This is a genomic window from Halomonas sp. HAL1, from assembly GCF_030544485.1.
GTDB lineage: Bacteria > Pseudomonadota > Gammaproteobacteria > Pseudomonadales > Halomonadaceae > Vreelandella > Vreelandella arctica.
In genome coordinates this window covers 3,214,104-3,237,254 of sequence record NZ_CP130610.1, presented here as the reverse complement: position 1 = coordinate 3,237,254, position 23,151 = coordinate 3,214,104, and the positions used below count along the sequence as shown (strand labels likewise).

Genomic DNA, 23,151 nt, shown 5'->3' with positions numbered 1-23,151 from the left:
TAGAACGCGTTAAACTGATAAGCTAGTGTTATTAAACAAAGTCACTACACGCTCATTAGCATGGTTGGAATATTATGAACGCACTGCACTTCTCTACGATCCGTCGTACCAAAATTGTCGCCACCCTTGGGCCTGCCAGCGACCGTGAAGGCGTATTGGAGGCCATGCTCAAGGCGGGTGTTGATGTGGTGCGTCTTAATTTCTCTCACGGTACCGCCGATGATCACCGCCGCCGGTTAACCGAGGTACGTGAAATTGCTGCCAAACTGGGCCGCAGCGTAGCGGCTCTAGGCGACCTCCAAGGCCCCAAGATCCGCATTGCGCGGTTTAGAGATGGCTCCGTAGTGCTTAAAGAAGGCCAGCCGTTTATTCTCGATATGGAACTCGACGGCGATGCCGGTGATATCCACCAAGTGGGTTGTGACTACAAAACCTTGTCACAAGATGTGGCTGCTGGTGATCGTCTGCTGCTAGATGACGGACGTTTGGTGCTGGATGTGGCTCGCGTTGAAGGGCAACAGGTACATACCACCGTGGTTGTGGGTGGCAAGCTCTCCAACCATAAAGGCATCAACAAGCAGGGCGGCGGCCTCTCCGCCCCGGCGTTGACCGAGAAAGACAAAGAAGACCTCAAAACCGCTGTTGATATTGGCGTCGACTATCTCGCGATTTCCTTCCCTCGTCATGCCGAAGATATGCTGGAAGCACGCCGTTTACTGGGCGAAGCGGGTAAGGACATTGGCCTGGTCGCCAAGGTCGAGCGCGCTGAAGCGGTCGCTGATGACGCCACCCTGGACGGCATTATCGAAGCTTCCGAAGCGGTCATGGTGGCACGCGGTGATTTAGGCGTAGAAATTGGCGATGCCAAGTTGGTTGGCGTTCAGAAACGTATGATCAAGCGGGCGCGTTCTCTTAACCGTGCTGTGATTACCGCAACGCAGATGATGGAAAGCATGATTTCGGCGCCGCTACCCACTCGTGCCGAAGTGTTTGATGTGGCCAACGCGGTATTGGATGGCAGCGATGCGGTCATGCTCTCAGCGGAAACCGCCGCGGGTGACTATCCGTTGGAAACGGTAGAAGCAATGTCGCGTGTTTGCCTGGGCGCTGAGCGTGAAAAATCTGCCCAGGAGTCTGGTCACCGTATTCATGAAGGCTTTACTCGCCCAGATGAAACCATCGCGCTTTCCGCTATGTATGCTGCGAACCATATGACTGGCATTACCGCGATTGCCTGCATGACATCGTCGGGCTATACGCCATTGATCGCGTCGCGCATTCGTTCCGGCCTACCGATTGTGGGCTTGGCGCATAACCCTATCGCTCAGCGCCGCATGGCACTCTACCGTGGGGTCGTTTCGCTGCCGTTCGATACCTCTGATATGACACCCACCGAGCTAAACGACCGTGCGCTGGAACTGCTGGTGAAGACCGGTATCTCCAAGGCAGGGGATCACGTGATCCTTACCCGCGGCGACCATATGAACGCTCATGGCGGTACCAATACCATGAAGGTGATGGAGATTACCGATCAGCATGCTGAGCCTAGCAACAGCTAATGTAGCTCGCGGGCTGCTGCTGGTCTGCTTGTTATTAACAGCTTCCCCCGTGAAAGCAGGGGAACCTCCTATTGTGGCGGCGGCCTCTGATCTGCAGTTTGCGCTGACGGAGGCCGCGGAGCAGTTTCAACAAGAAACCGGCCACGCGCTGCGGTTGAACTTTGGTTCGTCGGGCAACTTCCGTCGCCAAATCGCCCAGGGCGCACCTTTCGAGCTGTATCTTTCTGCTGATGAGCGCTATGTTCAGGCGCTTTATAATGAGGGCCACACCAAAGACGAGGGCGTTATTTACGCCATTGGTCGGTTAGTGTGGCTGAAGCGCGCAGGGCGCGGTGATTTGCCCAGTGCTGATGAGCCGCTTACTGGGGTAGAGGCCGCGCTGAAAGCACAAGGAACTACGGAACGTATCGCCCTGGCGAATCCTGAGCACGCGCCTTATGGCGTGGCGGCGAAGCAGACGCTTGAGCACGCCGGGCTTTGGGAGCCAACAGAGCCGCTGCGAGTGCTGGGCGAAAATGTCTCACAAGCGGCGCAGTTTGCGCTTTCCGATGATGCGCGCGGTGGTCTGGTGGCTTATTCCTTGGCCTTAGCGCCTGCGCTTAGTGAACGAAGTGAGTACGTACTTATACCTGAGGGCTGGCATAGCCCGCTTCGACAACGCATGGTGTTGACTAATCGGGCGGGAGAAGTGGCCAGTGATTTTTATCACTGGTTACAGCAAGACGAAGGGCAATCCATCTTGCGCCGCTACGGGTTTAGCGTCGAATAATGGATGGCTCTTAATGGATTGGTCGGCACTCTCGGTCTCGCTACGCCTTGCAGGCTTTACCTGCTTACTACTTATCCCCATCGCTATTTGGCTAGGCCGCGCCCTGGCCTACGCGCGTTTCCGGGGCAAAGGTCTATGCGAAGCGCTGATTGCCCTCCCGCTAGTACTGCCGCCTACCGTACTGGGCTTTTATCTGCTGTTGAGCTTTGGCCGCGATGCGCCGGTGGGTTCGTTTTGGGCAGAAATGACCGGCAGCGGGCTGAATTTTACCTTCACAGGCATATTACTGGCCTCCCTGATCGCCAATCTGCCGTTTGCCGTGCAGCCCATTCAGCGCGCCTTTGAACATGTGCCCCACAACCTACGAGAAGCGGCCTGGTGCAGCGGCTTGAGCCCCTGGCAAACGCTGCTGCGTATCGAACTGCCCTTGGTGTGGCCAGGCATTATGTCAGCGGCAGCGCTCACCTTTGCCCATACGCTGGGCGAATTCGGCGTCATCTTGATGGTGGGGGGCGCTATTGATGGCGAAACCCGCACCCTTGCCATTGCCATCTATGATCGCGTTCAAGCCTTTGACGAACAGGGCGCGGCACAGATGTCGGCGCTGTTGCTGTTGGTGTCGTTTATTACCTTGGGGCTTGTCTATGGACTGGCCGGGCGCAGGCGGTGGGTACGTGGCTAATTCGCGCATCACCGGGCCGATCGAAGGACTAGGCGTGGCGGTCCACCAAACGGGGCCGATTCCGCTGGCCGCCGAGTTTATCTGCCAACCCGGCGAACTGCTGGCGCTGGTAGGGCCGTCGGGCAGCGGGAAAACCACGCTGCTGCGGACTATTGCCGGGCTTTATCGCCCTCAAAATGGGCGTGTGGAATGCGCTGGCGACGTTTGGTTTGATGCTGAACGTAAGCATTCACTTCCGCCCCAGCGTCGGCAAGTCGGCATGGTGTTTCAGGACTATGCGCTGTTTCCCCACTTAACCGCGTTAGAAAATATTCAACTGCCGCTGCGTCATCTGCCTCAACCTCAGCGCCGAGAACAAGCGGAACAGTGGCTGGCCAAGGTGCGTTTAGACGGGCTGGGCAAGCGCTACTCCAACGCGCTTTCCGGTGGGCAACGCCAGCGTGTCGCGCTAGCCCGCGCCTTGGCCCGCGATCCGAAAGTGCTGTTGCTCGATGAACCGTTTTCAGCGGTGGATCAAGTGACCCGTCGGCGTTTGCAGCGCGAACTGGCACTGCTCCGCCAGCAAATCGAGATTCCCATCGTGCTGGTGACGCATGACCTGGAGGAAGCCACTGCACTGGCTGATCAAATCTGCGTGTTGCATAACGGTGTAAGCCTTCAGCAGGATTCGCCCGAGGCACTGTTCAGTCGCCCAGCCTCGCCGTTAGTGGCACGCTTGCTGGACCGCCATAATCTGTTTGAAGGCACTGTTGTAGAGTTAGAAGGGCAGCGCCGCCTGCAGTGGGGGGAAACTTACCTGGAAGTTGCTGAAGAACTCGCCAACCTGCCACTGGGAGAGACCGTGACTTGGTATTTGCCGCCCTCCGATATTGTGCTTCACCGTCGTGATCGGCCTTCGCAAGGCGAGCGGGAAAACCCGCTGGCTGCCACGGTCAGTGAGGTAGTGGTGTTGGGCGGCATTACGTCAGTTTCCTTAAGCGTTGGCCACGGTGATATGTTACGTTTCGACATCGCCACTCATGCTGCACGTCGCAATCAGTTAACCCGCGGGGCAGTAGTGAATGTTTCACTGCTGGCGGCAGGAATACACCTGTTGCCAGGCCACCGAGTTCGCGCAGATGCGCATGATAAAAGGAAGTAAGCATGGATCACACGCGTCGCACGCTGCTTAAAGCATCGTTACTGTTACCGCTGGCAGCGCTGCTGCCGATGTCGTTACTCAGCTCGTTTGCCTGGGGGCAGGCAACGAAAGAGATGCAGACGCTGGCGCTGGCTATTCATAGCGAGGGCGGACCGCACCGCTTAGACGTTGAGGTGGCGGAAACATCCTCTCAGCGACAGCGCGGATTGATGGGGCGTGAGAGCCTGCCGGAAGCGCAGGGCATGCTATTTCGTTTTGAGAATGAGCAATCGGCCAGTAACGCCTTTTGGATGTATAACACGCTGATTCCTCTCGACATTGCTTTTATCGATGCGAGTGGCCGTATCGTGGCGATTAATACCATGCCGCCCTGTGAGACCACTTCACCGAGTGAATGCCCCTCTTATCCAGCGGGTGCGACGTATCATTCAGCGCTAGAGGTTAATGGCGGCTACTTTGCCGAGCGCGGCATCAAAGTAGGCGACTGTGTTTCCATCCCTGAAGACGCCGGCTTCTGCCAACCTGAGAATTAAGCGGGGCGAGGGTTGCGGCGAAACTTCAGCACAATCAGAGCGATACCCGCGACTACTAAGCCACCGCCCACCAGTTTATGAAAGCCTAGGCTGTCGCCCATCAATAGCGCGCCTAGGCCGACCGCCAATACCGGTACGAGCAGCGTCATGGGTACTACGCGATTAACCGGATGGCGGCGCAACAGCGCGTACCAAATCCCGTAAGCCACAATCGATGACATGACCGCGGTGTACACCATCGCCCCCCAGCCTACCCAGCTTGCCTGCCGCATCGCCTGCCACTGACCGCTTTCAAACAGCCACGAGCCCAGCGCTACCTGGGGCACTGCAAATAGCGCCACCCAACCTGCAAGCGCTAAGGGGGCGATGGGTGGGCCACGTTTAATCAATAGCTGCGATACCGCCCAACCGAGAGCGCTCATCAATAAAATACTGAGCGGCAGAGGCGAAGGCAGTGTGGGCCCTCCGGCGAGCACGATCACTCCGGCAAACGAGAGTAGCAGCCCCGCGATACGTTTGGGTCCCAGCTTCTCTTTAAGAAATACCACGGCTAGCAGCGTCGCAAAAGGCGTACCCATTTGTACCAACAGCGCCCCCGTGCCTGCTTCGGCCTGCCCCAAGCCAATAAATAGCAGGGCAAAGTGGAGACTGCCGAAGGTGATGGATAACAGCAGCAAAAACGGCAGCTGTGCCCGCGCTACCGGGTAGAAGGGCACCAGCAGCGCCGCGACCAGCATAAAGCGCAGCGTGGTCATCAACAGCGGCGGCAGCTCCACCACACCGACCTTGATCACAATGATATTCAGCGCCCAAATGACGATAACAAATAGGCCAAGCAGCAGGTCGCGTAGGGGCACGTTGATGTCCGTTAGTAGATGGAAACGATAGCCATTGTACCAGTTTGCTTCTCTACAAAAATAACGGGGTAGTGCTGAGTCCTGCCGCTGCTAACTGACAAATTTGCTGCTTTTAGGGTGCGGATGTGTTGTAAGTTCGATCGTCATCGCCACACCCAGGAGCGAGACATCCAGGTTATTGCAGACGCTGCGCGATCTCTCGCCATAGTGCGGTGTAGGCGCGACCGCCAGGACTGCTGCGGGCGAAATGCCCGACCGGCGCGCGTTCGACACCCATGCGCTCGACCGCACTGGCGTTTGGCACGGTCGTGGACAGGCGCCTCGGCCAGCGCTCGCTGAGACTCTCCATCACCTCGCGGTGGAGGGTTTTGCGGCGGTCGGCGAGGGTGACGAACGGCCAGATCGGGCAGGCCTGCTCGACCGCGTCAAGATGACCGTCCAGTTGCTCGAGGGTGCGCAAAGACAGGGTCGTCGGCACCACCGGCACCAGTAGGGCATCGACGCTGGAGAATATCTGGTCGGCGAGTGCCGACAGGCTCGGCGGGCAGTCGAGTATCACCAGGTCGTAACTGGTCATTACTGGTTTGAGGATCTTGCGCAGTCGACTAGGTTTGCGGGTTTCCATCGACGCTTCCAGATCGCGTGAACCCAGCGCCGCAGGCAGCAGGTCGAGCCGCTCAATGTCGGTCTCGCGGATCGCCCGATCAAGGTCGGCCTTGCCCTTGACCAGTTTGTCGACACCACCGCGCACTTTGGGTTTGCTACGCAGGTAGAAGGTGGTGGCTGCCTGGGGGTCGATATCCCACAGCAATACTCGCTTGCCGTCGCGTGCCGCTTCAGCGGCGAGATTGACGGCGGAAGCGGTCTTGCCCACGCCGCCCTTGATACTGTAAAGCGCCAGCATCTGCATGGGAAACTCCTTGATTGGTAACTGTTTTAGTCTAACCGATTGGCCCACACGGATACGTGACGTTTCTATGACGGCGTTGGTGTTAGTAGCTCCACACCGCTGTGATACACGCCGAAAGTCGGTCGTTAATAGCCGATAGAATGGCTTTCCTTCCCCTCAAGAATACCTACAATGGAGTGCTTATCGCCAACATGCACGCAATGCGCACCGTTATTTAGGCGATACAGTGATAGACCTCCTAATAAAGTCACCATAAAAATCGATAAAAAAGGATCTACTATGACGCTGAAACGCTCAATGGCTCGTTTCACTGCCGGCTTGGCCGGTGCGGCACTGCTTTCCGCTTCTCTATCAGCACAAGCTCGTGAACTCTCGGTTTCTACCGTTTTGTCTGACGCTTTCCCCTGGGGTCAGGCGGCGGAGAAGTGGGCAGAATTGGTCGAGGAACGCAGCGGTGGTGAACTCACGCTGCGTGTTTACCCCAACTCTCAACTGGTTTCCGGCGACCAAACCCGCGAATTTTCCGCTATGCGTTCTGGGCTAATCGACGCTGCTGTGGGCTCGACGATTAACTGGTCGCCCCAGGTGCCGGAACTCAATCTATTCTCCTTACCGTTCTTCATTCCCGGTGAAGCCGCCGTGGATGCGGTCACCGGTGGTGAAGCGGGGGAGCTAGTGTTTGAAGCAATCGAATCACGTGGGGTTATCCCGTTAGCCTGGGGTGAAAACGGTTTCCGTCAGGTCTCCAACTCACGCGGGCCAATCAGTCAGCCGGATGACCTGGACGGTCTGAAAATTCGTGTGGTGGGTTCGCCACTGTTCCAGGATACCTTCTCTGCACTGGGCGCCGACCCCACCCAAATGAGCTGGACCGATGCTCAGCCAGCGTTAACGACTGGCGCGGTGGACGGCCAGGAAAATCCGCTTTCGGTGTTTGACGTAGCGCGTATTGATCAAGTGGGCCAGGCGCACTTAACGCTCTGGAACTACATGAATGATCCGCTGATTTTTGCCGTCAATCAGCAGGTATGGCAGTCGCTGGATGAAGAGCAGCAAACCATGCTGCGTGAAACCGCCAAGGAAGCTGGCGAGTGGGAAATCGCCATGACCCGTGAAGAGGAGAGCGAACGCTTAGCGGCGATTCAAGAGCGCGGTGTAACGGTGACCAAGCTTTCTGATGAGCAGTACCAGGCGTTTGTCGATGCGACACAGTCCGTTTATGAGAAATGGGCGCCGCGCATTGGTGAAGAGGTGGTCAACGCCGCACAAACGGCTATCGACGCACGTTAATTACCTATGATGTTCTAACTCCCGGCCCTCAAGGCTGGGAGTTTTTTGCTGTGAGGCTGCCATGAAAGGCTTTCCTGATGCACGCCCCGAGCGCTGGCTGGGCGCGCTGGCGTTAATCATTATCTCATTGATCAGCCTGGGTAATGTCATTACCCGCTATCTGACCGGTGGCTCTTTTTCATTTACGGAGGAGTTTTCGGTGTTTTTGTTGGTAGTGCTGACGTTTGCCGGGGCCTCGGTGGCGTTGCGGCGCAATCGCCATATCCGTATTGGCTTTCTGGAGCGTGCCTTGCCGCCTAAATACCGCCGTGCCTTAATCCTTTTTCAAGCGCTGTGCGTTGCCATTGTGCTGGGTTTGATCACTTGGCATGGCGGCAAGTTGGCTTGGCAGGAGTACCAGTGGGAGTCGCTTTCGCCGGGGCTGGGGTTACCTCAGTGGTGGTATTTAGTCTGGTTGCCGATGCTTTCCGCGGCCATGTTATGGCGCTTGTTCCAGCAAACCGCTGACCGTTTGACGGGGAGGCTCACCGATGAGTCCTGATGTTTGGATGATTCTGGCCTTTGCAGGCTTGCTGATTGCGGGTGTGCCGGTGGCGTTTTCATTAGCGCTTTCCGGGGCTGTCGGCATCTTGCTGGGTTTGTCGCCGGATATGCTGGCGACCCTGGGCACTAATACCTATAACAGCATCGCCAAGTACCCCTTGATTGCGATTCCGTTATTCATTTTAACCGGGCTTATCTTTGAGCGTTCCGGTGTGGCGCTTCGCTTGGTGCGTTTTGCCCAGGCGCTGATTGGTCCTCGCCACGGCGGCTTGGCGCTGGTCGCGGTGTTGGTGTGTATGATTATGGGCGGCATGAGCGGCTCTGGCCCTGCCGATGCGGCGGCCGTGGCGATGGTGATGCTGCCCAGCATGACCAAAGCGGGCTACCCCAAGCCGTTTTCGGCCACGCTGATTGCGGCCTCTGCCTCGACCGCTATTCTGATTCCGCCGTCTGTGGCGCTGATTCTTTACTCGATTGTGGTGCCCGGTGTTGATTTGCGGGCGCTGTTTGCGGCGGGGCTGTTTCCTGGCATGTTGGCGGGGATAGCACTGCTGGTGCCTGCCATGATCGTTTCCAAACACTACGGTTGGGAGGGCGGCACGCCAGTAGAAGGTGCCGAACGACTCAGTGTAAAAACCACTTTTAAGCAGGCGATACCGGCGCTGTTTGCTCCTGTGCTGATTTTAGGCGGCTTGCGTTCAGGCTTGTTTACACCCACTGAAGCCGCCGTGGTGGCGGTGGCCTATGGCGCGATTGTCGGGCTTTTTCTTACTCGTGAACTGTCGCTACGCGATTTGTGGGAGCTGTTAGGCGAGGCGGCGATTATCTCGGGGGTGGTGATGCTGATTATCGCGCTGGCTGGTATTTTTGCCTGGGCGGGCACCATGCTGGGCACCTTCCGCCACTTGGCGGAGTGGATCATTAGCCTGACCGATAACGGCGTGCTGCTGCTTATTCTGGTGATGTTGGCGGTGCTGGTCGCCGGGATGCTGCTGGATGCGATCTCGATTTATCTGATTATGATGCCGATCTTGATACCCGTGATGCAGCACTTTGAATGGAACCCGGTGTGGTTCGGCATTCTATTGGCAATGAACATTGCTATTGGCCAGTTTACCCCGCCGGTGGCGGTGAATTTGATGGTGACGACCGAGGTGGCCAAAATTCGCTTGGAGCAAACGCTCGGCTGGGCGCTGCTGTTTGTGGTGGCAATGGGGTGTGCGCTGGCGCTGGTGGCTATTTTCCCCGCTATCGCGCTGTGGTTGCCTACCGTGTTGGGCTATAACATTTGATGCGGGCTCAGAAATTAGTGATCACAAGGCATTGCTCATGTCTAACAAGCAGCGCATATCCTTATCCCCTATGCCAAAACGGTATAGGGATTAACGCTTACTAAACGTTACCAACCACTAAACTACTATCTACCAAGCTGAAATGCGTTTTAAATAGCGATAGGTACTGCGGCATGTCGTTAAGCACGCTTTTTTCGCTAAAGGCTTAGTTTTTCGCTAAAGTAGTATTAGCAGGCATCCAACGGGTGCTTGTAACAGATTGTCTTAAAAACAGTTTGTCTTGAAAATAGAATGTCTTGAAAAACGTTTTGGAGCAGAATCACCTATGGGAACAATTCACTAGGTGAGCCCAAAGCGTGTAGTGCTCATAACATCAATATAAAGAGGTGTGTTCATGAAACGCCATACGTTTTCTACCGCTGCTTTCTCCGGTGCGCTACTGGCCGCCGCTGCTTTCGCCTCTCCGGCGATGGCACAGGATGACGAGCAATTCATCACCATCGGCACCGGTGGCCAAACCGGCGTTTACTACGTCGTAGGGCAGTCGATCTGTCGTTTGGTTAATCGTCTTGAAGACGCTGATATTAAGTGTAACGCACCTTCCACCGGTGGTTCTGTCGCCAATATCAATGGCATCAAGTCCGGCGAATTGGACATGGGTGTCGCTCAATCGGATGTTCAGTACCAAGCCTACAATGGTACCGGGAATTTCGAAGGCGAGCCCTATGAGGACCTGCGGGCTGTGTTCCGTGTCCACGGTGAGCCATTGACCCTGCTTGCACGTGCTGATTCAGGCATCGAGACACTCGATGATTTGGAGGGCAAACGCGTCAATATCGGTAACCCAGGCTCAGGCCAGCGCAACACCATGGAAGTGGTGATGGACGCCAAGGGCTGGACCGAAGATACTTTCTCTTTGGCATCTCAGCTTGATGCGGCCGAGCAAGCAGCGGCACTCTCCGACAATAACGTCGATGCCATGGTGTATGTCGTTGGTCACCCCAATGGTTCCATCCAAGAAGCGACCACCACTGTTGATGCTCGTTTGATTCCGCTGAATGACGAAGACATTCAGGGCATCATCGATGAATACCCGTACTACTCCGCATCGGTTATTCCGGGTGGTCTGTATCGCGGCAATGACGAAGATGTCGAAACTTTCGGTGTAGCAGCGACATTTGTCACCACTGCTGAAGCTGACGAAGAAGTTATCTACCAGACTGTAAAAGCGGTTTTTGATAACTTTGATCGTTTCAAGCAGCTGCATCCGGCTTTCGAGAACCTAGTTCCAGAAGAGATGGTAACTCAGGGCCTTTCCGCACCGTTGCATGATGGGGCGGCGCGTTACTACCGTGAGCAAGGCTGGATTGAGTAATCCTTCAGCCTGAGGTGTTGCTACCTTAGTAAGAAATGCGCGGTTACCCCAGGGTGCCGCGCATTTTGGTTTAGAATGTTGATAGGGCACTTAGAATGTTGATAGGGCATTTCGATATGGCAATGATGCGTCAATCGACTCGGAGAAGGGCAGGCATATGACAGAAGATAAGAACAGGCCTTCGGGAGTCGGAGGAGACTTGGAGGATATGGTCGCCTCCAGCGATACGGGAGCCCGCAAACCGGCCGGTATGCCCGGCAAGCTCTTGGTAAGCATTGCGGCAGCGTGGTCCCTTTTTCAATTGTGGATTGCATCCCCAGTGCCCTTCGTTCTGGGCTTTGGCGTGTTTAGTGCCACGGAAGCCCGCTCTATTCATTTAGCCTTTGCGTTGTTCCTGGCGTATATGGCCTATCCGGCACTCAAGCGCTCGCCGCGAGACCGTGTGCCGATCCAGGATTGGGTACTGGCGGCGGCGGCGGCCTTTTGTGGCGCTTACATGTTCATGTTTTATGAGCAGTTATCGCAACGCCCCGGCGCACCGATACTGCAGGACGTTATTATTGGTATAGCCGGGATACTGCTGTTGCTCGAGGCGACACGTCGAGCGCTTGGCCCGCCGTTAATGATTGTGGCGTCTGTTTTTCTTCTCTATAGCTTGGCTGGCCCTTGGATGCCGGGGATTCTTTCCCATGGTGGGGTGAGTCTCTTTGGTTTGATTAATCATCAGTGGTTAACAACTCAAGGGGTCTTCGGTATTGCGCTGGGCGTCTCAACCAGCTTCGTATTCCTATTTGTGTTGTTCGGTGCTCTGCTCGATAAGGCGGGCGCTGGCAATTACTTTATCAAGGTGGCGTTTTCGCTGCTTGGTCACTATCGCGGTGGGCCAGCGAAAGCCGCCGTGGTGGCGTCGGCCATGACCGGTCTGATTTCCGGGTCCTCTATTGCTAACGTGGTAACCACCGGTACCTTTACGGTGCCGATGATGAAACGTGTTGGGTTTTCCGCGGAAAAGGCGGGTGCTGTCGAAGTGGCGTCATCGGTCAATGGACAGATTATGCCGCCGGTGATGGGGGCGGCCGCTTTCTTGATGGTCGAGTATGTCGGTATTTCTTATGTCGAAGTGATTAAGCATGCTTTCCTGCCCGCGCTAATCTCCTATATCGCGCTGGTCTATATCGTTCACCTTGAGGCCCTAAAAGCCAATATGAAGGGGCTGCAAAGCAGCAATCCACCTAAGCCGCTGGTCAATAAAGTGATCGGTTTTCTTGGTGGCTTGCTACTGATGATGGTCACCGCGTTGGCAGTCTATTACGGTCTTGGCTGGCTCAAGCCGGTGTTGGGTGAGGCGACGCCCTGGGTGGTGGCTGTTGGGCTTACGGTTATTTATATCGCCCTGCTCAAGCTGGCGGCCGGTTACCCCGAGCTTGAGCTCGATGATCCTAACGAACCGATTTATTCGCTGCCGCAAACCAAGCCCACGGTGCTGGTTGGCTTGCAGTACATCCTGCCGGTGATTGTGCTGGTCTGGTGTCTGATGGTGGAGCGCTTATCGCCAGGATTGTCGGCGTTCTGGGCCACTGTGTTCATGATTTTTATCATTCTTACTCAGCGCCCGATCACGTCGATTTTTCGCGGACGCAGCGATATGCGTGCGGATCTGCGTGAAGGTGCGATGGATCTATGGAATGGCCTGGTCACCGGCGCCCGCAACATGATCGGCATCGGCATTGCGACGGCTACCGCCGGTATTATCGTCGGTGCCGTCTCGCAGACCGGGGTGGGCCTGGTGCTAGCCGAGGTGGTGGAAACGCTGGCCATGGGCAACTTGATGCTGATCTTGCTGCTTACCGCAGTGCTTAGTTTGATTCTCGGCATGGGGCTACCTACAACGGCTAACTACATCGTCGTCTCGGCACTACTGGCGCCGGTCATCGTTAACTTGGGCGCTGAAAATGGCTTGCTGGTGCCGTTGATTGCGGTACACCTGTTCGTGTTCTATTTCGGCATCATGGCCGACGTTACCCCGCCGGTGGGGCTTGCGTCCTTTGCGGCGGCGGCAGTATCCGGTGGTGACCCTATTCGAACCGGCTTTCAGGCGTTCTATTACAGCCTTCGTACCGCAGCGCTGCCGTTCCTGTTCATCTTTAATACCGACCTGCTGCTCATCGATGTGACCTTCCTTCAGGGAGTGCTGATCTTTGTGGTGTCGACCATCGCGATGCTGATTTTCGCCGCGGCGACCCAGGGCTTCATGATTACGCGCAACCGTTGGTATGAGTCTATTGTACTGCTGCTGATTGCGTTCACGCTGTTCCGCCCCGGCTTCTGGATGGACATGATTCATGATCCCTACGAGTCCATCCCGCCCGCGCAATTTGTCGAAGCATTGGGTGGTGTCGATGAAGACTCGACGCTGCGCTTGCAGATTGCCGGTCTTGATGATTATGGCGATCCCATGACCACTTACATGACATTGCCGGTGCCTGAAGGTGAAACAGGTCAAGAGCGGCTTGATAACTTGGGTATGGAGCTATTTATTGAAGATGGCACGGCGACCGTTGATATGGTGACCTACGGCAGCCAAGCGGCTGAACTCGGTTTCGACTTCGATCAAGAAATCATCGAAGTGTTAGCCCCCGTGAACCGCTGGACGAAAGAGATCATGTGGATTCCTGCCTTCTTGCTCTTTGGGTTGATTGTGTTGATGCAGCGTCGGCGTCGTGATGACACCCAAGCGACCGCCACCGCATGAAGGAGAGTGCCATGTACAGTAAGATCATGTTGCCGGTGGATTTGAACGAGGAGGCTTCCTGGACGAAGGCGCTGCCCACGGCATTGACGCTATGCCGAACTTTCGGCGCCTCGCTTCATGTGGTCACGGTACTGCCGGACTATCGCATGCCCATGGTGGGTTCCTACTTCCCCAAGGACTTCGCCCAAAAAGCGCATATTGCGATCACCGATGCGCTTCACGCGTTCATCAAAACGAATGTGCCCGATGATATTCAGGTGCAAAGTGTCATTGTGGATGGTTCGCCTTGGGAGGCCATTATCAAAGCCGCTAAGAAACTGGATGTGGATCTGATCGTCATGGCCTCTCACAATAAGCGTAAGTTTGTCGATTATGTGCTCGGCCCTAATGCAGAGCACGTTGTGCACCATGCCAAAATGTCGGTAATGATTGTGCGCTAGACATTCAAAGCGTCACGTAGCAAAAACCAAAAACTCCGGGCAGCTAGTCCGGAGTTTTTTATGGCTGGTACCTAAAGTTAGCTACATACGCTTTTGCTAACGCAGCAATTAAATTGGCGTTTTAAGACCTTCTCATGGATTTTTTGTACGCATAACCTTTCAGGCAACGCCTCGTGTCTTCAGGTCAGCTACATTAAGAGAGCATTAAGAAAGCACTGAGAGAATGCACTGAAAATAGTGTTAAGCCATTAAGTTGGCATTAATGCCAGCAGCGCTAACAAGCGCTGATGCTTTGAGGTAAATCCTGAATTCAGGACCTAGTATCAGGTACAACAGGAGTGATGCCATGAATGCGGCTACAACAAAAACAAACCACCATTCAGATCAGCCCAGCGTTAAAATTACTATTAATAAGGTCGGATTGGATCGGCCTAGAGCGTGGTTGGCCGCGGGTGTAGAGGATTTTCGCCGCGCAACGGTGGTCAGTCTTTCGTATGGCATGTTTTGGGTCGGCTTGAGTATTGCTATCACCCTGGGCGCATTCACGCTGGGGTACTGGTATTGGCTGCTACCCATGATTGCTGGCTTTATGTTTATTGGGCCCTTGGTCGCGGTAGGTTCGTATGGCATCAGCCGAGCCTTAGAACGGGGGCAAGTGCCTAACCTGGGGGATGCATTCGGAAGCTGGAGACCCCACGCCGGTCAATTGGCGATGATGGGGGTCATGATGATGATCTTCTTTCTGGCCTGGATTCGTTTGGCTACTCTGCTGTTTGCCCTGTTTTTTGGTTTCGAAGTTCCCAGCCCCGCCACACTGTATACCGCGCTACTGACGACGTCTGAAGGGTTGGGCATGCTCGCTGTCGGTACGGTCGCTGGTGGCATTTTAGCCTTCGGCGCGTTTGCTATTAGCGTCGTGGCGATACCCACATTGATGGATCAAGACTTAACCTTTATGGAAGGGATTGAAGCCAGCGTACGCTGTGTTGCCCGGAACTTTCGCGTGATGCTGTTGTGGGCGGTGATTTTAACGCTGTGTGTGTTGGTGGGTGTGATGACATTCTATATTGGCTTGGCGCTAATCTTGCCAGTATTAGGTCACGCCAGCTGGCATGCCTATGAAGATTTAGTGCGCTTCGACCCGATTGAGAAAATTAGCTCGTAACTCGACTGTGAATAGCGAATAACGCTTCCATTACGAAAAAAACATTACCCAAAAACAGTATTGAGCCTGACCTATTTAAGGAGATAGCGTAATCTTTATGCTGTCTCCTTTTATTTCTGGGCATTTAAACCAACGGGTCTTTTGGCGTGAGGTGTTGACTGTGAAAGCGTTATTAATGGGGTGGGTTGTGCTGATATTCAGCATTCCCCTAGCGGGACTCGCTGAAACAGCCGATGACTTAGAGGAACCCAGTGGGCCGGTTATTTTGACCGTTAGCGGTAATGTTGGCCTTACGAACGTTGGTAGTGAGGCGCAGTTTGACCGCGCCATGTTAGAGGCGTTACCACAGCACGAGTTCGATACCACCACACCCTGGACAGAAGCTAGTAACCACTATCGTGGACCTTTAATGCGCGAACTGCTGGCGCGTTTAAACGCGGAAAGCGATACGGTACATGTCGCCGCCCTGAACGGCTACGAAGCGGAAATACCGGTGAGCGATTTCGAAGAGTATGACGTTATCTTAGCCCTTGAAAAGGATGAAAAAGCGATCCCGATTCGTGAATACGGTCCGTTATGGGTACTTTATCCCTTTGATCAGGATGAAGCGCTGTTAAGCGAGAAAATACGCTTCAGGGCGGTATGGCAGGTTATGCATATTGATGTCCGCTAGCGCTTCAACCGCACAGGCTTCCAACCTGCTGCGTTATCCTCGCCGTTTTAAGCTCGTTGCCATCGTTGCGGTATCGCTATTTGCCGCGGCGTTGGTCGTCGCTACCCTGGCTGCCTGGCGGCAGGAAAATCTCACTCAGAGCCTGCGTGAAGATACCGCCTGGGTGGTTTATAAGCTGGACCGCGATGCGGTACAGCTCCTGAACCATCTATTGGCAGTGACGCGTGAGCCGCTTACGTCCGAGACGCATGATGAGCTAAACCTACGCTTTGAGCTGTTATATAGCCGCATTACGCTGCTCAATGAGGGTGAGGTCAGCACGTTATTGCAACAGATTGGTACGGCTCGGGAATTATTGGGCCAAATCCAGCAACAGCTGGATGTGCTGGATAGTATGTTTTATCCCTATGGTGGGCCTGAAATCGATGGGAGAATTGATCCATTACCGGTGGCGGTGCTGGAAGAGGAATTGCAGGCGCTAACGCAGTTAACAGAGCGTCTGGTTATTGCGATTAATGGCTATTTGGCCGAGTCGGCGACCGAAGAGCGCGCCCAGCTCAGCCTGCTCTACAAGCTCCTCATGTCACTAATCGTCGGAATGAGCTTAGCGGCTTTTCTGGTGATTGCTTTCCTGGTGCGCGAAATGCGCGAAAGTGCGGCGGTCAGGCGCGAGCAGGAGCAATTAGGCCAGCAATTGGAAGTTACTGCCAAACAGGCGCAGGCGGCGAATCAAGCTAAGTCAGACTTCCTCGCCATGGTCAGTCACGAAATTCGTACCCCGCTGAACGGTGTGATTGGTATGAGTGAGTTATTACGGGAATCGGCGAGTCCCGCTCAGGTAGAGGATTACGCTCACACGATTCACGATAGTGCCAATCAACTGCTGGCAATGATTAATGAAATCCTCGATTTTTCTAAAATCGAAGCCGGTCACTTAACCCTGGAAACATCGCCTACTGCGCTAAAACCACTTATCGATAGTGTGGTGGTGCTGCTTGCACCCAGGGCAAAAGTTAAAGGATTGACGCTTACGGTTAACGTCGACCCCCTGGTGCCTGCGTGGGTGTTGGTCGATGCTGCCCGCCTGCGGCAGATACTGCTAAACCTGATCGCCAATGCGATCAAGTTCACTGACCATGGCGAGGTAAGCGTCAAGGTCTCCTCTACGGTAGAGCAGCTATTATTTGAGGTGATCGACACCGGTTGTGGCTTAAGCGAGCAGCAGCAAGAGCGGCTTTTTCAGCCTTTTCAGCAGGCGGATGAGTCAGTGGCCCGCCGCTTTGGTGGAACGGGGTTGGGGCTTGCAATCTGCAAGCGGTTAAGCGAAGCCATGCAAGGGCGGTTAGGGGTCAAGAGCCAAGTAGGCCAGGGAAGTACCTTCTGGTGCCAGTTGCCCTTGGTTGAAGCTGACCCTGTTTCAGCGTCACTGCCCGTAATGCCTAAACGCGATTTTTCCGGCACAACGCTGCTGCTGGTGGAGGACAATGCGGTCAACCGCAAAGTCGCCATTGGCTTGTTATCGCGCCTAGGCTGCGATGTGGTCTGGGCCGAGAACGGTCATGACGCCTTGGCAATGGCCCAGTCACAGCAGGTACAACTCATCTTTATGGATATCCAGTTGCCCGATATGGATGGCTTGTTAGTCACTCAGCGCTTACGCGAACAGGGTGGCTGGCTGGCGAGTGTTCCTATCGTCGCCATGACGGCAGGCGGCGCTGAAGATGACCGACAACGCTGCCTGGCGGCGGGCATGAACGATTACATTACCAAGCCACTGTCACTTTCGGTGTTAAGTAACGTGCTGGCGTTACAGCTTTTTGCCACTCCCGACACGGCTCCTGTACAAGCATTAGCGGGAACACAAACGCCAACCGAGGGGCCGCCGTTACTGAATGACGACACTCTCTCCATGCTGAAAGCGTCACTGGGAGAATCGAGCCTGATCCAACTGGCGATGCTTTACCATCAGCAAGTCAGCGATTACACCGAGCAACTGGCTGCCTGCCTGGCAGCAACCCCACTGACACCAGAACAGCATCATCAAGTCATGCGTTTGGCGCACCAGCTGCGCGGCGAGTCAGTGAGCATGGGCGCTGACCAGCTTGCCGAATTGGCGAAGCAGTTGGAGATATTGGCCAAGACAAAGCAAGCCACTGCCCGCCAACTCAATGATGTGTTCAGCACGTTAAGGCTTTCTGCGGCGCATACCCATGCCGCACTGGAGAGGTGGTGTCGTGACCACTTATCCCGTTGAAAAGGGCATTATTACGGCGGCTAGCCAGCATCCCGACGCTTCCTACGCTGCAGCCGAGCTAGCTTGCGCCCTATGTCACGAGCATTTGGGCTTCGTGCTGTTCTTCTGCAGTGCGGAGTATGATTTAGCGGGGCTGGCGGCCGCTTTAGAGCGAAGCTTTCCCTCCACGCCGCTTAGCGGCTGCACTACCGCTGGGGAAATAACGCCGCTTGGTTATGATCGCGGTTCGATCGTCGCGATGGGCTTTGATCGTCGTTGGTTTGCCATCGAAACAGCGCTGATCGATGACCTGGATCATTTTGAGTTGGCCAACGCTCAGCCGCTAGTCGATACCCTATTGGAGCGTTGCCGTCGACAAGCCGTCGCGCCCATTAATGAGCACAGCTTTGCGCTCACCTTATTGGATGGCTTATCGAGTCGCGAAGAGCAAGTGCTTGCCACCTTGGATGCCGCGCTGGGGCGTATACCCAGCTTTGGCGGCTCTGCTGGCGATGATAATCATCTCAGCCATACCCATGTGTACACCGCCGGGCGCTTTCATACCCGGGCTGCGGTGGTGGTGATGATTAATACCCAGCTGCCCTTTGACGTCTTTTCGACTCATCATTTGACCCCATTGGCCCACAAACTCGTGGTAACGGAGGCGAATCGTGAGCAGCGTCGGGTAATCGAGCTCAATGGTCTACCCGCCGCGCAGGTATATGCCGACTTAGTGGGCGTGGCACCTGCGCAGCTCAATGCGGCGATTTTTGCCCATCATCCATTGGCGGTACGTATCGGTGGGCAGCACTATGTGCGCTCCATTCAGCGCGTTAATAGCGATAGCAGCCTAAGTTTTTACTGTGCAGTAGAAAATGGCATCGTGCTGACGGCGATGCAACCAACGCCGCTACTCGATAACCTTGAAGAGATGCTTGCCGGGGTGAGCGCCAGGCTGGGTACGCCTAGTGTGATCATTGCCTGCGACTGCTTTTTACGCCGTATGGAGCTTGAAGCGCTAGCCCATCTAGATCAGGCGTCGCAGCTGCTGCGCCAGGCTGGGGTAGTGGGGTTCAATACCTACGGTGAGCAGCACCATGGCATGCATGTGAATCAAACGTTTACGGGGGTGGCGTTTGGATCTCTTCCAACTAACGACAACCACTGAAGCCACCAATAGCCAGGACGAGGCCGAGGTCGCTGCGCTGCGCGAAGAGAACCGTCGCCTGCGAAAAGTCTGCCAAGCGCTAATGGAGCGGGTGGAAGGTGATGGTAGTGCCGAGGGCGCCCCTTATGCCGCCTTTGAGCGTTCAGTGCTACTTGCCGAGCAAGTTCGGGAACGTACCGATACCTTGCACCGTACCTTGGATGAATTGGGTCAGGTCAATACGCGATTACTGGCGGCCAAAGCCGAGGCTGAAGCGGCCAACCTCTCTAAAACAAAATTCCTTGCGGCGGTCAGCCATGACCTGTTGCAACCGCTTAACGCGGCCCGCCTGTTTGCCAGCGCTTTAGAAACCCACTCACTGCCTGAAAACTCGCAAAAACTAGTGGGCCATATCGGCCGCTCGCTGAAAGATGTGGAAGGCCTGATCGGCACGCTGGTGGATATCTCGCGCTTGGATGCGGGGGTGCTGCGCGCCGATAAATCACCGTTCGCGGTGAGTACACTGCTCGATACGCTGGCTGAAGAGTACCGCCAAGTGGCGGGCGTGCGTGGCTTAGCGTTGCACTATGTGCCCTCCAGTATGATGATTGAATCAGACTTGGCGCTGCTAGCACGGGTCATACGCAACTTCCTCAGTAATGCGGTGCGCTATACCGAACATGGCCGCGTGCTGCTGGGCTGCCGACGACGCCCTCATGGATTGGAAATTATGGTGGGCGATACCGGCCCTGGCATTCCAGAGCAGCAGCGCGAAGCGATCTTTCTGGAGTTCCGGCGGGTTAACCAGCCCCATAGTGCTAATAGCCGTGGATTAGGGCTGGGGCTAGCCATCGTTGACCGGATCAGTAGCATGCTGGAGCAACCGGTATCCCTTGCTTCCCGCCCCGGTGCAGGAGCTCTTTTCTCGATCACCGTGCCTTACGCGGCGGTCCCGTCATCGGCACTGCCCACGCGCTATGCCTCGCCTTCGTCTGAGATAGGTGATCCGCTGCAGGGCTGTATCGTCTGGGTGATCGATGATGATTTGGCCATTATTGAGGGCATGCAGGCACTGCTAAGCAGTTGGGGTTGCCGGGTACGTGCGGCCGCCACGGTGAGCGCCCTTGAGGCCGCCAGCGATGGTGAGCGCCCTGCGGTGCTGCTGGTCGATTACCACTTGGGTGAACATCGTGAAACCGGTATTGATCTGGCCGCGCGCTTACAGCGGCGCTATCCCGGGTTGGCCGCCGTGGTCATAACGGCGAATCATGAGGCAGAGATTAAGCGGGCCACCCGTGAGGCGGGCATGCACTGTTTGCTAAAACCGCTCAAACCGCTGCGGCTGCGCATGCTGCTTGGCTCGCTGTTGCATAAGCATTAGTGAGCCCGGTTGGCGCGATAAAAACTTAAATCCTCCTCTCCGGCAATGACGATCGCATGTACCCGACTGGTCGCATTTAATTTACGCAAAATCGCCGAGACATGGGTTTTAACGGTGGTTTCGGCAATCAACAATTCTCGCGCAATATGCTTATTGGACATGCCTTTGGCCATACAGCCCAAGACCATCAACTGCTTTTCGGTCAGGCGCGCCAGGCGCTCGCTGGGCGTTGTGGCGGTGACGGTCGTGGGGGGCAATGACGCGCGGGGCGCAGGCCGTCGCATGATGTCGGGCGGCAGGTAAAGCTGGCCTTCAAGAATCTGCGTTAAGGCTGCCAGCATTGCTTCCCGGGGCGTAGATTTGGGGATATAGCCCACCGCGCCCAGGGTAATGGCATCCAGCACCAGTTGGCGCTCTTGATGCGCAGAGACAATTGCTACCGGCAGCCATGGAAACACCTCGCGCAGGCGGGTCAGCCCTTCTAGTCCCTCGGCATCAGGCAGGCTTAAATCCAGTAGCAGCAAATCCAACTCCGCATGCTGTTCCACCAACGTCATCGCATCAGCGAGACTCTCCGCTTCCGCCAGTTGGCTGCCTGCCAAGCCCCCGCTAATCACGGTTTGCAGCGCATCACGGAGCAGCGGGTGGTCATCTGCCACTAACAGGGAATACATGGCGTCTCCTACCAAGGGATGAGGGCTAATCCTGCCATCGGGCTATATCGCCATTTGCTTTAGTGAACAACACTGTTTAGGCATCTTAAAAAAGCACCTTTAATAATCATAATACTCAGGAGCATGACAATGATCTACGCCAACCCTGGTGACACCGGTTCACTGGTGTCATTTGAAAAGCGCTATGGCAACTATATCGGCGGCGAATTCGTTGCCCCGGTCAAAGGCCAGTACTTTGATAACATCAGCCCTGTTAATGGCCATGTTTTTTGCGAAATTCCCCGCTCGACGGCAGAAGATATCGATAAGGCCTTAGATGCTGCCCACAAAGCGGCGCCTGCCTGGGGTAAAACCTCTGTTCAAGAGCGCAGCAATATTCTGTTGAAAATCGCCGACCGCATTGAGCAAAATCTGGAAATGCTCGCCGTCGCCGAAACCTGGGATAATGGTAAAGCGGTACGCGAAACCATCAATGCCGATATTCCATTGGCTGTCGATCACTTCCGCTACTTTGCCGGCTGCCTGCGCTCGCAGGAGGGCACTGCAGCGGATATCGATGCCAACACGGTTTCCTATCACTTCCACGAACCGCTAGGCGTGGTGGGCCAGATCATCCCCTGGAACTTCCCGATCCTAATGGCCGCCTGGAAACTGGCGCCTGCGCTGGCTGCGGGTAACTGTGTGGTCTTGAAGCCCGCGGAACAAACCCCCGCGTCGATTCTGAAAGTGATGGAAGTGATTGGCGATCTGCTACCGCCTGGCGTTCTCAATATCGTCAACGGCTTTGGCGCTGAAGCGGGTCAGGCACTGGCCAGCAGCAAGCGTATCGCCAAGATCGCTTTTACCGGCTCCACGCCTGTCGGTTCGCATATTTTGAAATGCGCGGCAGAAAACATTATTCCCTCTACCGTGGAGCTAGGCGGCAAATCCCCCAACATCTACTTTGCTGACATCATGAACGCCGAACCGACGTTTATTGATAAAGCGGTAGAGGGCTTGGTGCTGGCGTTCTTCAACCAGGGCGAAGTGTGTACCTGCCCCTCGCGCGCGCTGATCCAAGAGAGCATGTACGACGAGTTCATGGCCAAGGTCATCGAGCGCACCAAAACCATCAAGCGCGGTAACCCGCTAGATACCGATGTACAGGTAGGTGCCCAGGCTTCCCAGGAGCAGTTCGACAAGATCATGTCCTACATGGATATCGCCCGGGATGAAGGGGCCGAATTCCTCACCGGCGGTAATAAAGAGACCATGGACGACAGCATTAACAGCGGTTACTACATTCAGCCCACGCTGCTGAAGGGTACCAACCAGATGCGCGTCTTTCAGGAAGAGATCTTTGGCCCGGTGGTGGCCGTCACTACCTTTAAAGATGAAGAAGAAGCCCTGGCGATTGCCAACGACACCGAGTTTGGCTTGGGCGCAGGCGTGTGGAGCCGCGATATCAACGTCGCTTTCCGCATGGGCCGAGGCATTCAAGCCGGGCGTGTGTGGACCAACTGCTACCACCAATATCCGGCCCATGCAGCCTTCGGTGGTTACAAGAAATCCGGTGTGGGTCGTGAAACCCACAAGGTGGCGCTTGAGCACTACCAGCAAACCAAAAACCTGCTGGTCAGCTACGATATCAATCCGCTAGGCTTCTTTTAAAGCCTGACGTTTTGTAACTTAATAGCCTCCCTGCGCTGTTTGCCGGGAGGCTTTTTTGTAGCCCCAACTTGCCTGGCCAGCCCTT

20 protein-coding genes are annotated in these 23,151 nt (G+C 55.4%); 17 read left to right on the top strand and 3 right to left on the bottom strand.

Annotated features, from left to right (window positions below):
• Nucleotides 1-74: 74 nt before the first annotated feature.
• From pyk to Q3Y66_RS15135, 5 genes are read left to right on the top strand one after another with little or no spacing between them, the layout of a single operon-like run.
• The gene (gene pyk, locus Q3Y66_RS15155) at nt 75-1,559 is read left to right on the top strand and encodes a pyruvate kinase (protein WP_008956009.1); all 1,485 of its coding nucleotides are present in this window, start codon (nt 75-77) and stop codon (nt 1,557-1,559) included.
• Nucleotides 1,537-2,328, top strand: a complete 792-nt coding sequence (gene modA / locus Q3Y66_RS15150) for a molybdate ABC transporter substrate-binding protein (protein ID WP_008956010.1) — start codon at nt 1,537-1,539, stop codon at nt 2,326-2,328. The genes pyk and modA overlap by 23 nt, the downstream gene beginning before the upstream one ends.
• 13 nt (nt 2,329-2,341) lie before the next feature.
• On the top strand, nt 2,342-3,010 hold the full coding sequence (gene modB, locus Q3Y66_RS15145; RefSeq protein ID WP_008956011.1) for a molybdate ABC transporter permease subunit: 669 nt from the start codon (nt 2,342-2,344) through the stop codon (nt 3,008-3,010).
• Entirely contained in the window at nt 3,003-4,151 is a 1,149-nt protein-coding gene (locus tag Q3Y66_RS15140) for an ABC transporter ATP-binding protein (protein ID WP_238528406.1), read from the top strand. The genes modB and Q3Y66_RS15140 overlap by 8 nt, the downstream gene beginning before the upstream one ends.
• 2 nt (nt 4,152-4,153) lie before the next feature.
• Nucleotides 4,154-4,684, top strand: coding sequence for a DUF192 domain-containing protein (locus Q3Y66_RS15135; RefSeq protein WP_008956013.1), 531 nt, complete (start codon nt 4,154-4,156; stop codon nt 4,682-4,684).
• Here the strand turns inward: Q3Y66_RS15135 and Q3Y66_RS15130 are convergent.
• Both Q3Y66_RS15130 and Q3Y66_RS15125 read right to left on the bottom strand, forming a co-directional pair.
• Nucleotides 4,681-5,541, bottom strand: coding sequence for a DMT family transporter (locus Q3Y66_RS15130; RefSeq protein WP_008956014.1), 861 nt, complete (start codon nt 5,539-5,541; stop codon nt 4,681-4,683). The two genes, Q3Y66_RS15135 and Q3Y66_RS15130, sit on opposite strands and share 4 nt — an antisense overlap.
• Before the next feature lie 175 nt (nt 5,542-5,716).
• A complete protein-coding gene (locus tag Q3Y66_RS15125) occupies nt 5,717-6,451 on the bottom strand; it encodes a ParA family protein (protein WP_008956015.1) in 735 nt (244 codons plus the stop codon).
• 279 nt (nt 6,452-6,730) lie between these two features.
• Between Q3Y66_RS15125 and Q3Y66_RS15120 the strand changes: the two genes are divergently transcribed.
• From Q3Y66_RS15120 to Q3Y66_RS15070, 11 genes are all read left to right on the top strand, one after another.
• Nucleotides 6,731-7,741: a DctP family TRAP transporter solute-binding subunit gene (locus Q3Y66_RS15120; protein ID WP_008956016.1), complete on the top strand. Its 1,011-nt coding sequence runs from the start codon at nt 6,731-6,733 to the stop codon at nt 7,739-7,741.
• Between the two features lie 61 nt (nt 7,742-7,802).
• Complete coding sequence (locus tag Q3Y66_RS15115) at nt 7,803-8,282, top strand: TRAP transporter small permease (RefSeq protein WP_008956017.1); 480 nt, start codon at nt 7,803-7,805, stop codon at nt 8,280-8,282.
• Nucleotides 8,272-9,576, top strand: a complete 1,305-nt coding sequence (locus tag Q3Y66_RS15110; protein WP_008956018.1) for a TRAP transporter large permease — start codon at nt 8,272-8,274, stop codon at nt 9,574-9,576. Before Q3Y66_RS15115 ends, Q3Y66_RS15110 begins: the two co-directional genes overlap by 11 nt.
• A gap of 394 nt (nt 9,577-9,970) precedes the next feature.
• Entirely contained in the window at nt 9,971-10,951 is a 981-nt protein-coding gene (locus Q3Y66_RS15105; RefSeq protein ID WP_008956019.1) for a TAXI family TRAP transporter solute-binding subunit, read from the top strand.
• Between the two features lie 157 nt (nt 10,952-11,108).
• Complete coding sequence (locus Q3Y66_RS15100) at nt 11,109-13,703, top strand: TRAP transporter permease (protein WP_035586009.1); 2,595 nt, start codon at nt 11,109-11,111, stop codon at nt 13,701-13,703.
• A gap of 11 nt (nt 13,704-13,714) precedes the next feature.
• Nucleotides 13,715-14,143 carry a universal stress protein gene (locus tag Q3Y66_RS15095; protein ID WP_008956021.1) on the top strand — a complete coding sequence of 143 codons (429 nt, stop codon included), beginning with the start codon at nt 13,715-13,717 and terminating at the stop codon, nt 14,141-14,143.
• Between the two features lie 346 nt (nt 14,144-14,489).
• On the top strand, nt 14,490-15,308 hold the full coding sequence (locus Q3Y66_RS15090) for a DUF2189 domain-containing protein (protein WP_008956022.1): 819 nt from the start codon (nt 14,490-14,492) through the stop codon (nt 15,306-15,308).
• A gap of 175 nt (nt 15,309-15,483) precedes the next feature.
• Complete coding sequence (locus Q3Y66_RS15085) at nt 15,484-15,981, top strand: molybdopterin-dependent oxidoreductase (RefSeq protein ID WP_035586018.1); 498 nt, start codon at nt 15,484-15,486, stop codon at nt 15,979-15,981.
• The gene (locus Q3Y66_RS15080) at nt 15,971-18,235 is read left to right on the top strand and encodes an ATP-binding protein (RefSeq protein ID WP_008956024.1); all 2,265 of its coding nucleotides are present in this window, start codon (nt 15,971-15,973) and stop codon (nt 18,233-18,235) included. The genes Q3Y66_RS15085 and Q3Y66_RS15080 overlap by 11 nt, the downstream gene beginning before the upstream one ends.
• Nucleotides 18,216-19,382: a nitric oxide-sensing protein NosP gene (gene nosP, locus Q3Y66_RS15075; protein WP_008956025.1), complete on the top strand. Its 1,167-nt coding sequence runs from the start codon at nt 18,216-18,218 to the stop codon at nt 19,380-19,382. Before Q3Y66_RS15080 ends, nosP begins: the two co-directional genes overlap by 20 nt.
• The gene (locus Q3Y66_RS15070; protein ID WP_008956026.1) at nt 19,351-20,742 is read left to right on the top strand and encodes a hybrid sensor histidine kinase/response regulator; all 1,392 of its coding nucleotides are present in this window, start codon (nt 19,351-19,353) and stop codon (nt 20,740-20,742) included. Before nosP ends, Q3Y66_RS15070 begins: the two co-directional genes overlap by 32 nt.
• Here Q3Y66_RS15070 and Q3Y66_RS15065 read toward each other — a convergent pair.
• A complete protein-coding gene (locus Q3Y66_RS15065) occupies nt 20,739-21,416 on the bottom strand; it encodes a response regulator transcription factor (protein ID WP_008956027.1) in 678 nt (225 codons plus the stop codon). The genes Q3Y66_RS15070 and Q3Y66_RS15065 overlap by 4 nt on opposite strands.
• 129 nt (nt 21,417-21,545) lie before the next feature.
• Between Q3Y66_RS15065 and Q3Y66_RS15060 the strand changes: the two genes are divergently transcribed.
• Nucleotides 21,546-23,066, top strand: a complete 1,521-nt coding sequence (locus tag Q3Y66_RS15060) for an aldehyde dehydrogenase family protein (protein WP_008956028.1) — start codon at nt 21,546-21,548, stop codon at nt 23,064-23,066.
• Nucleotides 23,067-23,151: the final 85 nt, after the last annotated feature.